Annotated in this window: 13 protein-coding genes; 4 read left to right on the plus strand and 9 right to left on the minus strand. The window is 71.0% G+C overall.

All coding sequences use genetic code 11. The annotated features are described in order from the left end of the window. Window positions 1-74: 74 nt before the first annotated feature. The 6 genes from AC0IZJ_RS23985 to AC0IZJ_RS24010 all read right to left on the minus strand — a co-directional run bounded on the left by AC0IZJ_RS23985 (window position 75) and on the right by AC0IZJ_RS24010 (window position 5776). Complete coding sequence (locus tag AC0IZJ_RS23985; RefSeq protein WP_471854090.1) at window positions 75-1154, minus strand: class I SAM-dependent methyltransferase; 1080 nt, start codon at window positions 1152-1154, stop codon at window positions 75-77. Beyond that, window positions 1151-3220, minus strand: a complete 2070-nt coding sequence (locus AC0IZJ_RS23990; protein WP_471854091.1) for a putative bifunctional diguanylate cyclase/phosphodiesterase — start codon at window positions 3218-3220, stop codon at window positions 1151-1153. The genes AC0IZJ_RS23985 and AC0IZJ_RS23990 overlap by 4 nt, the downstream gene beginning before the upstream one ends. Beyond that, the gene (locus AC0IZJ_RS23995; RefSeq protein WP_471854092.1) at window positions 3217-4047 is read right to left on the minus strand and encodes a uracil-DNA glycosylase; all 831 of its coding nucleotides are present in this window, start codon (window positions 4045-4047) and stop codon (window positions 3217-3219) included. The genes AC0IZJ_RS23990 and AC0IZJ_RS23995 overlap by 4 nt, the downstream gene beginning before the upstream one ends. Before the next feature lies 1 nt (window position 4048). After that, complete coding sequence (gene rimI / locus AC0IZJ_RS24000; protein ID WP_471854093.1) at window positions 4049-4531, minus strand: ribosomal protein S18-alanine N-acetyltransferase; 483 nt, start codon at window positions 4529-4531, stop codon at window positions 4049-4051. Then, entirely contained in the window at window positions 4528-5220 is a 693-nt protein-coding gene (gene tsaB, locus AC0IZJ_RS24005) for a tRNA (adenosine(37)-N6)-threonylcarbamoyltransferase complex dimerization subunit type 1 TsaB (RefSeq protein WP_471854094.1), read from the minus strand. Before tsaB ends, rimI begins: the two co-directional genes overlap by 4 nt. Window positions 5221-5281: 61 nt before the next feature. Next, the gene (locus tag AC0IZJ_RS24010; RefSeq protein ID WP_471854095.1) at window positions 5282-5776 is read right to left on the minus strand and encodes a TspO/MBR family protein; all 495 of its coding nucleotides are present in this window, start codon (window positions 5774-5776) and stop codon (window positions 5282-5284) included. 154 nt (window positions 5777-5930) lie between these two features. Between AC0IZJ_RS24010 and AC0IZJ_RS24015 the strand changes: the two genes are divergently transcribed. The 4 genes from AC0IZJ_RS24015 to AC0IZJ_RS24030 all read left to right on the plus strand — a co-directional run bounded on the left by AC0IZJ_RS24015 (window position 5931) and on the right by AC0IZJ_RS24030 (window position 8595). Further along, on the plus strand, window positions 5931-6104 hold the full coding sequence (locus tag AC0IZJ_RS24015) for a hypothetical protein (RefSeq protein ID WP_471854096.1): 174 nt from the start codon (window positions 5931-5933) through the stop codon (window positions 6102-6104). Window positions 6105-6322: 218 nt separating this feature from the next. Next, window positions 6323-7471 (plus strand): GGDEF domain-containing protein, encoded by a 1149-nt coding sequence (locus AC0IZJ_RS24020; RefSeq protein WP_471854097.1) that lies wholly within the window; start codon window positions 6323-6325, stop codon window positions 7469-7471. A 111-nt stretch (window positions 7472-7582) separates the two neighbouring features. Beyond that, entirely contained in the window at window positions 7583-8272 is a 690-nt protein-coding gene (gene lepB / locus AC0IZJ_RS24025; RefSeq protein WP_471854098.1) for a signal peptidase I, read from the plus strand. Between the two features lie 116 nt (window positions 8273-8388). After that, on the plus strand, window positions 8389-8595 hold the full coding sequence (locus AC0IZJ_RS24030) for a hypothetical protein (protein ID WP_471854099.1): 207 nt from the start codon (window positions 8389-8391) through the stop codon (window positions 8593-8595). A 4-nt stretch (window positions 8596-8599) separates the two neighbouring features. On the opposite strand, the gene AC0IZJ_RS24035 is transcribed toward AC0IZJ_RS24030, so the two are convergent. From AC0IZJ_RS24035 to AC0IZJ_RS24045, 3 genes are all read right to left on the minus strand, one after another. After that, window positions 8600-9874, minus strand: a complete 1275-nt coding sequence (locus AC0IZJ_RS24035) for an ABC transporter permease (RefSeq protein WP_471854100.1) — start codon at window positions 9872-9874, stop codon at window positions 8600-8602. Window positions 9875-9878: 4 nt separating this feature from the next. Further along, window positions 9879-10808 carry an ABC transporter ATP-binding protein gene (locus AC0IZJ_RS24040; RefSeq protein ID WP_471854101.1) on the minus strand — a complete coding sequence of 310 codons (930 nt, stop codon included), beginning with the start codon at window positions 10806-10808 and terminating at the stop codon, window positions 9879-9881. Between the two features lie 118 nt (window positions 10809-10926). After that, window positions 10927-12855 (minus strand): winged helix-turn-helix domain-containing protein, encoded by a 1929-nt coding sequence (locus tag AC0IZJ_RS24045; RefSeq protein ID WP_471854102.1) that lies wholly within the window; start codon window positions 12853-12855, stop codon window positions 10927-10929. Window positions 12856-12922 lie beyond the last annotated feature (67 nt).

Below are 12922 nucleotides of genomic sequence, written 5' to 3' on the forward strand. Positions count from 1 at the left end.
ACGGCGAGCATTTGGAACGCAGAGTGGCGGCGTTGCGGCGGGATGAGCGGCTGTGGGGAGTTCGTTCACGGCTTCTACAGTTTGTGAGACCGGTCTCCGCGTTCAAAACCCAGCGCGTCGAACGGCGCATTCAGCGGCGCGAAGCCGACCACCTTGAACAGCTCGCCCATCTCGTGCTCGGCCAGCAGGCGGTGTGCCATCGCGCGTTCACCCAGCGACGCGCCGGTCAGCAGTTCAGCGATGCCGCAGTTGAGCAGAAAGTTGGCCTGACTGGTATAGCCCAGCACGACGAGACCGGCGTCCTGCCCCGCCAGCGCAATGCCGGTGAAGTTGATGTGCGCCGTGATGTCCTTGTCGCCCACCGACACGAGCGGGTCGGCATCAGCGAGATGGGCCTGGTGGCACATCAGCGTGCCGCCGAGGCGCTGCGGGTGGTAGTACTCCGCTTCGGGGAAGCCGTAGTCGATGAAAAAGGCCGCGCCGCGCCTGAGCGCGCGGGCCAGCGTGCGCGTGAAGGCCTCGGCCTGCGGGTGGATCTCGGTGACGGTGCCAGGCACCAGGCCGGTCTCAAGCGGCGGCCGCAGATGGCTGTCGCGGTCCTCGAAGGCGAAGCCCTCACCGGCGGAGACCACACCGCGCTCGCGCCACACCTGGCCGTCGAAGGCGACGAGCTGCACGGGCATCGCGTCCAGCACCTCGTTGCCGATGACGACGGCCTCGATGTGCTCGGGCAGCGTGTCCAGCCATTCGACACGTTCACCCCAGTGGCTCAGCCGTTCGCGCTGGCGCTCGCGCAGCTCGGCCGACAGCTCGACGATGCGGTAGCGCACCAGGCCCGCGTCCAGCGCATCGAGCTCGGCAATCAGCTGGGCCGCCAGCGCACCCGAGCCGGCGCCGAACTCCATCACGTCACGGCAGCCGCTGGCTGCAAGCGCCTGCGCGACCTGCCGGGCCAGCGCGCGGCCGAACAACGGCGACATCTCTGGCGCGGTGACGAAGTCCGAGCCCTCGCTCGGCATCTGGCCGAACTTGCGCCGGCCACCGGCGTAGTAGCCCAGCCCGGGCTCGTAGAGGGCCATCGCCATGAAGCGGTCGAACGGCAGCCAGCCACCGGCAGAAGCGATCTCGGCGTGGATCTTCTCGGTCAGGCTCACCGTGCGCTCACCCAGGCCTCGAAGTCCGCCGCCGGCATCGGCAGGCCCACCAGCTCGCCTTGCAGCTGCTGGCAGCCCCAGCTCGCCAGCAGCTGCCATTGCGCCGCCGTGCGCACGCCCTCGGCCGTGACGGTCAGGCCCAGGCCCACGGCCATCTGCACGATGGCGCGGGTGATGGCCTGGGCGCCGACGTCGTCGGGCAGGCGGGCGGTGAAGCTCTGGTCGATCTTCAGCTTGTCCAGCGGCAGCTCGGTCAGGTGGGCCAGCGAGGTGTAGCCGGTGCCGAAGTCGTCGACCGACACGGTCAGCCCCATGGCGCGCAGCTGGGCCAGCGTGGCAGGCGCGTGCTCGATGTCTTCGATGAGCATGCGCTCGGTCAGCTCCAGCTCGAGCCACTGGCCCTTGGCCCCGGCCTCCGTCAGCACCCGCTTGACCGTGTCGGCAAAACCGTCGAGGTGGAACTGCATGCGCGACAGGTTGACGGCGATGCGCATCGGCCCGTGGGCGCTGGTCATGCCCTGCTCGCGCCAGCGCCGCGCGGTGATGGCCGCCTCGCGCATGACCCACTCGCCCAGGGCCAGCATCAGGCGGTGGCGCTCGGCCACGAAGATGAAGGTGTCGGGGCTGAGCAGGCCGCGCTGCGGGTGGCGCCAGCGCAGCAGCGCCTCGGCGCCGGAGAGCTGGCCCGTGGCCGCATCGACCTGGGGCTGGAAGAAGAGCTCGAACTCGTTGCGCGTCAGGCCCTGCGCCAGCTCGGCCTCCAGCACCAGGTCGCGCAGGGCCGTCTCGGCCAGCGCCGGCTCGAAGAACTGGTAGGTGGCGCGGCCGCGGGCCTTGGCCCGGTACATGGCCGTGTCGGCATGCTGGATGAGTTCCTCGGCCTGGCGACCATCCTCTGGGAAGACGGCGACGCCGATGGATGGCGTGACCGACAGCGCCCGGCCGTCGGCCTTGACGGGCACCTCGACGACCGACAGCAGCGCCTCGAGCACGACGACGATGTCGGCGCGGCTTTCCAGGTCGCTCAGCAGCACGACGAACTCGTCGCCACCGAAGCGGCCGATGAGGTCGCTGCCACGCAGCGCGCCCACGAGGCGCTCGGACACCGTCGTCAGCACGCTGTCGCCTTCAAGGTGGCCCAGCGAGTCGTTGACGCGCTTGAAGTTGTCCAGGTCGATGAACAGCAGCGCCAGCATCTCGCCCTTGCGCTCGGCGTGCTTGAGCAGCAGGGCCATGCGGTCCATGAAGGCGGCGCGGTTGAGCAGGCCGGTCAGCGCGTCGTGGTGGGCGAGGTGCTGGATGCGGGCGGCGCTGGCAAGTCGGTCGCGGATGTCGCGCACGATGGTCATGCGCAGCTTCTCGCCGTCGCGCTCCATCGTGCGCACGATGAACTCGACCGGGATGCGCGTGCCGTCCTTGTGCGTCACGGCCGTCTCGTAGCGCAGCTCCTTGCCAAGCCGCATCACGTCCTTGACCTTGGGCCGCTCGTCCTCGGCGATGAAGGACAGCACATGCCGGCCCACCATCTCCTCCAGCGTGTAGCCGACCAGCTCGCAGCAGGGCGGGTTCACGTCCGTCGTGATGCCGTCCCGGTGGAAGAGGATGCCTTCGACGGTGGCGAGCATGAACTTGTCCAGCCGCGCCTCCGACTCGCGCAACTGGCGCTCGGCCAGGCGGTGCTTGGTGATGTCGTTGACGAGCACGCAGCTCGCCACCGGCTCGCCGTCCGCGCCCAGCTGCGGGATGAGGTGGACCTCGATCCAGCGCGGCGTGCCGTCGGCCTCGGGCAGCTCGCGCTCGTAGCTGACGGCGACGCGCTCGCTGAGCACGCGGTCGACGGCCGGCTGGATCAGCGCCGCCGCCTCGGCGCCGATGACCTGCGCAAAGGTCTTGCCCAGGATGCCCTGCTCGGTCTCCCCGAAGGCCTCGGCATAGCCGCGGTTGGCGAACAGGCAGACCTGGGTCTTGGAGTCGTAGAGGGCGATCCAGGCGGGCAGGTAATCGGCCAGCAGCTTGAAGCGGGCCGCCTCGACGGAGCGAAGGATGTCGACCGCGTTCACTGTCATGTCGTCGAAGTCGCCAGCGCCAGGCGCAGATCGTCCCAGGCGCCGGCCTTGTCAGCGGGCGAACGCAGGAGGTAGGCCGGGTGATAGCTCACCACCACGGGAAGATCACGCCAGGCATGCACGCGGCCGCGCAGCCGGCCGAGGGGCTCGGTCAGCCCCGTCAGGCGGCGTGCGGCCTGCAGGCCCAGCGCCAGCACAAGGCGCGGTTGCAGCAGTTCGATCTGGCGGGCCAGCACGGCCTCGCAGGCGTCCAGTTCGGCGGCCTGCGGCGCACGGCCACGCGGCGGGCGGCACTTGACCAGGGGCGTCACAAAGGCGGTCGGCGCCTCGCCCGACTTGCCGGCCAGCCGCGTCTGGCCGGCGGCCAGCAGCATGCGGTCCAGCAGCCGGCCAGCGTCGCCACTCATGGCCTGGCCGGAGGCATCGTCGGCATCGTCCGGCGGGTCGGTGACAACCAGCCACTGCGCCTGCTGCACGGCGCCGTTGCCGAAGACGGCATTGCGGCGCTGCTCGCACAGGCCGCAGGCACGGCAGGTGGACACGGCCTCGCGCAGCGCGGCGGCGTCCAGGCAACCGGCGAAACCGGCGAACCCGGCAAAACCGGCGATGGCGGCGGGCACGGCCGGGGCGGTGCGGTGAGCCGGCGCAGGAGTGGGCGCCGGCGCAGCAATCGGCGGCCGTGAGATGACCGCAGGTGGCGCCGACACGGCGGGCCGCTCGACGACGGCAACCGCAGGCTCGTCAGGCGCAACGGCCTCCGCCGCGCGCATCGGCAGCTTGAAACCCATCTCGGCCAGCATGGCCCTCTGACGCGCGTCCCAGCTCATGTCAGGCCGCCACGGACAGGCTCATCAGCACGGCATCCTCACGCGGCCCCTGCTGCGAGGGGTAGTAGGCGCGGCGCCTGCCGACCTCGGCAAAGCCGTAGCGCAGATAGACGTCCCGCGCGCGCTCGTTGCCGACGCGCACCTCCAGCCACAGCTGCGTCAGCCCACGCGCGCGGCAGCAGGCCACCAGCCGGTCCAGCATGGCCACGGCCAGGCCACGCCCCTGCCACGCGGGCACGACGGTGATGTTGAGCAGGTGCAGTTCGTCCACGCCCGGCATGGCAACCCAGTAGCCCAGCAGCGCGGCACGCGGCCCGCGCAGCACCTCGGCCGGGTAGCCGGCGGCGAGTGAGTCGACGAAATTGCCATGGGTCCACGGCACCGGGTAGGCCTGGCGCTCGACGGCCATGACCTCGGTCAGGTCGGGCACGCGCATCGCGTCGGCGTCCCAGGGCGGTGGCTGGCGGTCCAGTTGGGCGCTCACTGATGAACCACCTTTTGCGCCCGCTCCGCCGTGGTCAACGCGACCTTGTCGCGCACATAGACGGGCAGAGCCTCGGCGGCGTCGAGCGTGTCGCCGCGCTGCCAGGCGGCAAGCGCCAAGGCACCCAGGGCTGCGGCGCGAGAGCGGGCCAGCGGCCAGGCGTTGGCCACCGTGCCCAGGGCGGCGGTGTACTCGCTCAGCGCCGAGCCGGCCACGGCGGCCGATTGGCCCCAGCGGCCCGCCAGCACCTCGGGGGCGTAAAGCGCAGGCGCCTCGACAATTTGCCATACGCCATCGGCCCAGCGATAGCGCGCCGCATAGATCTCACCGATGCGCGCGTCCATCGCCACCCAGATGTCATCACCGGCGCCCTGGGCGCGGGCGTCCTCGGCGACCAGCATCAGGCTGTCGATGGCCAGCACGGGTTTGTCGAGGCCGAAAGCCAGGCCCTGCGCCACCGCGCAAGCCGTGCGCAGGCCGGTGAAGGCGCCGGGGCCCTGGCCGAAGGCGATGGCGTCGATGTCGGCCATCTGTACGTCGGCACTCGCCAGCAAGGCCTTGATCTCGGGCAGCATGCGCGCCGACGCCTGGGCGCCGCCCGCCGCCTCGAACAGCTTCGTCTGTCCCGGCGTCACGAGGGCCAGGGCCATCGTGTCGGTGGAGCTGTCGAGAGCAAGCAGAACGGGCATCAAGGCAGTTTACCGTCGGGGTCGACGGCGGGCCGTGCCTCGAGACGGCCGCCCGGCCCCCCTAGAGCAAGCCGGGATTGCGTTGCCAGACCGCCCAGGTCAGCGCCGTAGCAAACGCCACCCAGGCCAGGTAGGGCAGCAGCAGCAGCCCGGCCAGCCGGTGGATGCGCCAGAAGGCAGCGGCGGTGATGGCAACGAGGGCCAGCAGCAGCAGCACATCGGCGAATGCCAGCGCGCCCTGGTGCCAGCCGAAGAACAGCCACGACCACAGCGCGTTGGCCACCAGCTGCATGATGAAGAGGCCCAGCGCCCCGTCCACGCTTTGCGACGGCCGCTGGCGCCACACCAGCCAGGCGGCGACGCCCATCAACAGGTAGAGCACGGACCACACCGGGCCGAACACGCCGGGCGGAGGCGCCCAGCCGGGCTTGGCAAGCTGGCCGTAGAAGGCCGGCGCATCCATTGACGCGATGGCGCCCACGGCCGCCGCGACGAACGTGAGCGCCAGCCAGGCCACCAGGCCGATGAGCTGGACGCGCGTGGAGTTCTTCATCATGGCTGGCACGATAGCGGGCGCGCCTTGCGCCCCCTGAAGGCGCAGGCGCGAACAGCCGGTAGGAACGGGCCTACGGTGCGGTTGAGCCCAGTCCGACCGTCGCAAGGCCGCTGCCGCCCTAGAGTGACTCGACACATCCAAAAACGGAGTTGCCATGTCCTTCGTCCTCTACCTCCTCGGGCTCGCCGTGCTGCTCGGCGGCATCGCCTGGGCCTTGATCAGCGCCGGCCTGGCGGCCACCTATGTGGCCATCGCCTGCCTCATCGTCGCCGGCATCGGCATCATGATGGCCGTGTCGCGCACCCGCCTGAAAGATCCGCCGACCTGAATCAATCGCGGCGCGCCGGGTACGACCGAGGTCTGGACCTTCCGCAGCCGGCTGGCCAGGCCCCGCAGACGGCTGCGGCGCAACAGCGGCCGCACTTTCAACCACGCACCGAGATGAACCACCCGGCGGGCCGGGTTGCAAGGTCGCGAAAAGACGGCCGGTGCAGGAATCAGCCAAACTGCGCACCTCGCAGCCCCTGAAACCCGCCGGAGCGTCACTTGACCGCGCAACCCTTGCTGATCGCGCTCGTTTCGGTGCAGTTTTTCGTCCATGCGCTGGCCTGGGCCATGACGGCCCGTCTCGCGCGACGTTGGCAGGCAGCCGAGGGTCATTTCGCGCTGTTCTGGCTGCTGCTGGCCATGGGCCTTGCGCTGTTCGTGCCGCCCTGGACCAGCGGCAGCGCGCCGCGCAATCTGGCCGATCTGTTCATCGTCGCGGCCTCGATGTTCCAGCACCGCGGCCTGGCGCTGCACTGGGGTCGGCGGCCGGGCCTGCGGGCCTATGCGCTCGGGCTGGCGGTTGCGGCAGCCGTGATCGCGGCGAGCTTCCTGCTTGAGAACGGCCACGGCCTGCGCGTCGCCGTCGTCTGCCTGGGCTGCGCCGCCATGATGCTGGCCAGTGTCAGCCTGATGTGGCGCTTCGGCCGCACGGCCACGCCGCTGTTCGCGCTCATCGCTGCGGCCGGCTACAGCCTGCTGGGTGCCGCCCTGGTGGTGCGCGGCGTGCAGGCGCTGTTGGTTGGCGCCACGACCAAGATCTCCATCGATGCGCCCGGCCACGCCAACATCCCGCTGGCGATTGCCGTGCTCTTTGTCGGCGGCCTCATCAACCTGGCCCACATCCGCCTGGTGCTGGGCCGTGTGCTGGACCTCCTTGGCCAGCAGGCCAAAACCGACGAGTTGACCGGCGCCCTGAACCGCCGCGGCCTGCTGCAGCAGCTCGAAGCCGCACACGCCGGCGCGCTGCAGGGCAAGACCGGCTACGCGCTGATGATGGTGGACGTGGACCACTTCAAGGCCATCAACGACCAGCACGGCCATGCCGAAGGCGACCATGTGCTGCAGGGCATATCCGCCAGCCTGCGCGGCGCACTGCGCAGCGACGACCGCGTCGGCCGCTGGGGCGGCGAGGAGTTCTGCGTGCTGCTGCCGCGCACGCCGATGCGCGACGCCGAGGCGCTGGCCCAGCGCGTCGCGACCCATGTGGCAGCGTCAAATTCGGGCATCCGCGTGACGGTGAGCATCGGCGTGTCGGAGTACGGCCCCGCCGATCTCGACCTGAAGGCCGTCATCCGCCGTGCTGACGACGCGCTCTACCGCGCCAAGGCGACCGGGCGCAACCGCGTCGTCACGGCGGACGCCGCCTGAGACCGACGCGCCGTCGGCAGCTCATTCGCCGGATTCACCATTCGCCCGGCTGACCCTGCCATTCGCCCGCCACGCCTGCCGCGCCATCGCCACCACTCGCACCATGGCGGCATGAAAAACCTCCGCCACACCCTCAAGGCCAACCGCGGCTTCATCGTCTTCCTGCTCGGCCTGGCGCTGCTGCGCACGGCGGTGGCCGACTGGAATCCCATCCCCTCGGGCTCGATGCGGCCGACGCTGCTGGAGGGCGACGTGGTGCTCGTCAACCGGCTGGCCTACGACCTCAAGCTGCCGCTCACCGACGTGGTGCTGCTGCCGCTGGGCGAGCCGCAGCGCGGCGATGTGGTGACGCTCAGCTCGCCGGCCGGCGGCACGCGCCTCATCAAGCGCATCGTCGGCCTGCCGGGCGACCGCATCGCCATGCGCGAGGACGTGCTGATCCTGAATGGCCAGCCGCTCATCTACAGCGACAAGCTGTCGCAGGGCGAGACCGTCGCGCCCGGCTGGGTGGTCGACGCCGTGCGCGCCAGCGAGGACCTCGGCGGGCGGGCCCACGCCGTGCAATTCCTGCCGTCGCTGCGCGCGCGGCGCGACTTTGCCGAGCGGACGGTGCCGGCGGGCCATTACTTCCTGCTCGGCGACAACCGCGACAACAGCGAGGACTCCCGCTTCATCGGCACCGTGCCGCGCGAGAAGCTCATCGGCCGCGCCCACCATGTGCTGGTGGCGGCCGACTGGCTGGGCGAGGACGGCTGGCGCATGGCGCCGCGATTCGGGCGCTGGGCCATGACGATCCGCTGAACCGAGGAACGCACACAAGCTGTATCAAGCTCCGCCGTCAACCGCGCCGACGTGCCAGCGTTCAAGGAGGGCCGACAGCAAGAACCCGTCGGCTCCATCTGACGGAAGCACCGACCATGACCACGCTGACTCTCACCTTCAACGGCCCCTCGAGCCAGGCCCGCAGGGCACTCGGCGGTCTGCTTCAGCGCTACCGCTCGGCCTATTTCGTGGAGCGCAGCAGCAATGAGTACGCCGTGACGGCCGATGAAGTCACCGCCGCAGAACTGGCACGGCAGCCGCTGTGGTCAAGCCGGCTGGCGCCGGCCCAAGCGCCGCGCTGACCCCTCACTCCTCCCACCGGAACCGCCACACCGCCACCGCCATGAACACGGCGGTGAAGCCCAGCATCACGGCGGTGGGCAGCAGCGCCTCGGCAAAGCCCTGGCCGCGCCAGGTCATCGCGTCCAGCGCATCCACCGCCCAGCGGGTCGGCACGACGAGGGACACGGTCTGCAGCCACTCCGGGAAGATGAAGGCCGGCACCCAGGCACCGCCCAGCATGACCATCAGCAGCGTGGTGAGGATGGCCAGGCCGCGCGTGGCCTCGGGTGTGCCGCCCATTGCGGCCACCAGCAGGCCGAAGCTGGCCGTCAGCAGCGAGAAGCTCACCAGCACGAGCGCGAAGCCCGCCGGGCTGCCGAGCACGCGCACGCCGAATGCGGCAATGGCCACCGCGTAGATGACGGCGAAGACGATCAGCGAGATCAGCGCACTGGCCAGCACGCGGCTGCCCAACAGCTGGGCGCGCGACAGCGGCGCCGCTCGCAGCCGCTTCCACAGGCCCAGGCGGCGCATCAGCAGCAGGCCGACGGCCATGTCGACACTCGCCATCAGGATGAACTGCACGCCCATGCCGGCGAAGGAATGCGCATAGCTGTTGTAGGCCACCGGCGCGGCGTTGGCGGTGGCCTGCACGGCCTCGACCTCGCGGGTGGTGTAGGGCATGGCCAGGCCGCCACTCTCGGGCGCTGAAGCCGCAGCGTCATGACGTTGCACGGTGCTGATGGCCTCGAACATGCGCGCCAAGTCGGCACGTTGCGAGTCGGGCATGCTGGCCGCGCCGCTGAGCTGGCGCTGCATCTCGCCCAGGCCCGCCGGGCTCAATGTGGAGCGGCTGACCTCCTGCATCAGCGTCTGGGCCAGCAGCCCGCGCACGACGGCCAGCACGCTGGCCTGCGAGGGGTCGTAATGCAGCACGATCTCGGGCTTGCTGGCGCCGCCAAACATCGCGCCGCCCGCCTGCTGGCCCAAACCCTTGGGCAGCACGGCCACGGCGCGCAGCTTGCCGGCGCGCACCTGCGCCAGCGCATCGGCCTCGTCGGTGACGGTGGTTTTCAGCGAGGCCTCGGCCTGCAGTGCGGCGACGACGCGCTGGGACAACGGGCTGCCATCCAGGTCGACCACGCCGACAGCGATGCCGGCCATCTTGGCGCCGGTGCCGAACAGGCTGCCGAAGAAGGCGGCGATGAGGATGGGCGCGACGATGCTGAGCAACACGGCGCGGCGGTTGGAGAAGTGCAGCTTGAGTTCTGCACGGACAAGGGCGAGCAAGGCTTGCATGATTTCAGTCCCGCAGTTGACGGCCGGTCAGGTTCAGAAAGACGTCTTCGAGCGTGGCCCTCGCCGTGGCGAGGCCGCGCAGCTTCACGCCGCGCTCGGCCAGTGCTGCCAGCACGGTGCCGGTGTCGCGGGTGATGTCGGTCACGCTGACCTCCAGCCGCTGGCCCGAGCGCTTCAGGCCAGAGAGGCCCGCCAGGGCGGCGTCGCCCGGTTCACCGTCGAGTTCGACCTGCAGCATCTGCGCCGCCGGCAGCACCGCGAACAACTCCGCCTGAGTGCCGCTGGCCACCACACGGCCGTGGTCGACGATGACGATGCGGTCGGCCAGGCGCTCGGCCTCCTCCATGTAGTGCGTCGTGTAGATCAGCGCCTTGCCGGCCGCCTTCAGCATCTCCAGGTTGTCGAAGATGGCGTTGCGGCTCTGGGGGTCGACACCGGCCGTGGGCTCGTCGAGCAGGATGACCTCGGGATCGTGGATCAGCGCGCAGGCGATATTCAGGCGCCGCTTCATGCCGCCGGAGAAGGTGGACGGCTTGTCCCTGGCGCGGTCGGTCAGCCCCACCATCGCCAGCACCTCGTCGGCGCGGCGCTTCAGCAGGTCGGGCGGCATGCCGTACAGCGCGCCGAAGAGTTCGAGGTTCATGCGCGCCGGCAGCTCCTCGTAGAGCGCGATGTCCTGCGGCACGAGGCCGATGCGGCGCTTGTAGCCGGCCTCGTCACTGGCCAGGCTCACGCCGCCGGCCAGCGTCACGCTGCCCGCGTCGGGCGCGGTCAGGCCGCTGATGATGCCCACCGTCGTCGACTTGCCGGCGCCGTTGGGGCCGAGCAGCCCCAGCACCTCGCCGGGGCGCAGCGCGAGGCTGACCTCGTGCACGGCCACCCGGTCGCCATAGGCCTTGCGCAGGCCCTTCGCCACCAACACGTTTTCCGTCATGCCACCTCCCTGGATATCGAACTGGCGCCATGCTAGGAAAAAGGCACGGGCGGCGACGGCCTGATTGCGACGGCTCGCCAGCGCAAGGTGTGAATCGACAGCGCAGCGGGCCGGCAGTTCAGCTCGGCGACAGGCCCGGCCCGTAGCCGTCCAGCCGCAGCGCGCGCAGCAGGGCCTTGAAGCGCGGCTGCCCGCGCAGCGGCGCCCAGCGCGGGTCGTCCTTCAGGAAGACGAGCTGGGTGTCGTGCGCCGCATGGGCGCGCTCCAGCGCGTCCAGGGCGAGCGCCGGCTCACCGAGGGCGGCATGCAGCACGGCGATGGACAGCGGCGACACATGGGCCTGGCGGGCGCGCTGCAGCAGCCGGTCGAGGATGGCCCGCGCCTCGTCGGCGTGGCCGAGCCGCGCCAGATACATGCCCAGCAGCGCCTGCGGCCGGCTGTTTCTGCCCGCGCCGGCGGCCATCTCGCGCAGCTCGGCCAGGGCCAGGTCAGGCCGGCCGTCGGCCATGTACAGCTGGGCCTGGCCGCGGTGGGCGAGGTAGAAGTCGGGCGCGATATCGAGCGCGCGCTGCAGCCGCCGCCGCGCCGCCTCGCGCTCACCGCGGGACACCAGGTAGCCGGCCTCCACCGCGTTCAGGAAGGCGGACATCGGGTCCAGCTCGCGGGCCAGCCGCAGGTGCTGCATGCCTTCGTCGGCGCGGTCCTGCGTCAGCAGCAGCTGCGCGAGGCCGAAGTGAGCCATGGCGACGTTCGGGTTCACCGCCAGCGCACGACGGAAGCCGCGCTCCGCACCGGGCCAGTCGAAGTCGAAGTAGTAGCGGCTGAAGCCTTCCTCGGAGAGCGCCTCGGCGAGGCCCGGCGCCAACGCCAGGGCGCGCTGCACGGCCTGACGGGCCGGGGCGAAGACCTCGGCGGGCGGGGCATCCGCAGACAGCAGCGTCTCACGCAGCGCCTCGGCCAGGCCGACATGGGCCATCGCATAGCCAGGGTCCGCGGCGATCGCCTCGCGGAACAGGGAGATGCTCTTGCGCAGGCCGTCACCGCGGCGCGCCTGGGTGTGGCGGGTGGCGGCCAGGTAGAGCTCATAGGCCTGGGTGCTGCGCGTGCCGCCGAGGGGCTTGTCCGGCAGGCCCGCCGACACCGCGCCCGCACCGGCGCTGGCCTGCAGGCGCGGCGCCAGCGCCTGCAGCACGCGGGCGGAGATCAGGTCCTGCATGTCGAACACGCCGGTGAACTGCGCATCGAAGCTGTCGCTCCAGCTCGCGCCGCCGTCGCTGGCGCGCAGCAGGCGGGCGTTGACGCGCAGTTGCTCGCCGCGCCGCTGCAGCGAGCCGTCGACGATCCAGTCCACGTCCAGCTCGCGGGCCGCGCGCACCGGGTCCTGGTCGTTGCCGACGTAACGCCGCACCGAGCCGACCGAGCGCACCACCAGTCCCGGCACCAGCGACAGCCGCGTGATGAGGCTGTCGGCCATGCCGAGCTCCAGCAGCTCGTCGCGGCTCTCGGCGGCCAGTGGCTTGAAGGGCAGCACGGCCAGCGTGGCGCGTGCGGGCGGGCGGTCGGGCTCGCGGCGGCGCCAGACCCACGTGCCGGCGACGGCGGCAGTGAGGGCCAGGGCCGCACCGCCGAGCAGGGCCAGCCGCCGCTCGGGACGGGAGGGGGCGGCCGGCGCGTCGGCCACGGGCTCCGGTGCTTCGGCGGGCGGCGGCTCGGCGCCGTCCAGCACCGTCACCGGCGCGATGAAGCGGTAGCCGCGGCGCGCCACCGTCTGGATGTAGCCCCGCCCGGCCGGCTCGTCGCCCAGCGCGCGGCGCAGCGCGGAGATGGTCTGGCTGAGGTTGTTCTCCTCCACCACCAGGCCCGGCCAGAGCGCGGCCATCAGCCGGTCCTTGTCGAGCAGCGTGTCGGGATGGTCGACGAACAGCAGCAGCGCGTCAAACAGCCGGGGCGTCAGGCTCAGTTCGCTGCCGTCGGGCCGCAGCACCCGCTGCTGCGAGCGCTGGAGCACGAAGTCGCCGAAGGAGAGACGTTCAGGCGCGGGCTTCACAGGTGTTTCAGGGATTTTTCAGACGCCGTTCAAGACGGCGCGGCGGGGTGCGGGCGATTGTGCGTGC

The organism is Roseateles sp. AC306, from assembly GCF_979253795.1.

Coding starts and splice junctions, on each gene's coding strand:
- AC0IZJ_RS23990 (WP_471854091.1), bottom strand. CDS start 3,220: ATGACAGTGAACGCGGTCGACATCCTTCGCTCCGTCGAGGCGGCCCGC.
- AC0IZJ_RS23995 (WP_471854092.1), bottom strand. CDS start 4,047: ATGAGCTGGGACGCGCGTCAGAGGGCCATGCTGGCCGAGATGGGTTTC.
- tsaB (WP_471854094.1), bottom strand. CDS start 5,220: ATGCCCGTTCTGCTTGCTCTCGACAGCTCCACCGACACGATGGCCCTG.
- AC0IZJ_RS24010 (WP_471854095.1), bottom strand. CDS start 5,776: ATGATGAAGAACTCCACGCGCGTCCAGCTCATCGGCCTGGTGGCCTGG.
- AC0IZJ_RS24015 (WP_471854096.1), top strand. CDS start 5,931: ATGTCCTTCGTCCTCTACCTCCTCGGGCTCGCCGTGCTGCTCGGCGGC.
- lepB (WP_471854098.1), top strand. CDS start 7,583: ATGAAAAACCTCCGCCACACCCTCAAGGCCAACCGCGGCTTCATCGTC.
- AC0IZJ_RS24030 (WP_471854099.1), top strand. CDS start 8,389: ATGACCACGCTGACTCTCACCTTCAACGGCCCCTCGAGCCAGGCCCGC.
- AC0IZJ_RS24035 (WP_471854100.1), bottom strand. CDS start 9,874: ATGCAAGCCTTGCTCGCCCTTGTCCGTGCAGAACTCAAGCTGCACTTC.
- AC0IZJ_RS24040 (WP_471854101.1), bottom strand. CDS start 10,808: ATGACGGAAAACGTGTTGGTGGCGAAGGGCCTGCGCAAGGCCTATGGC.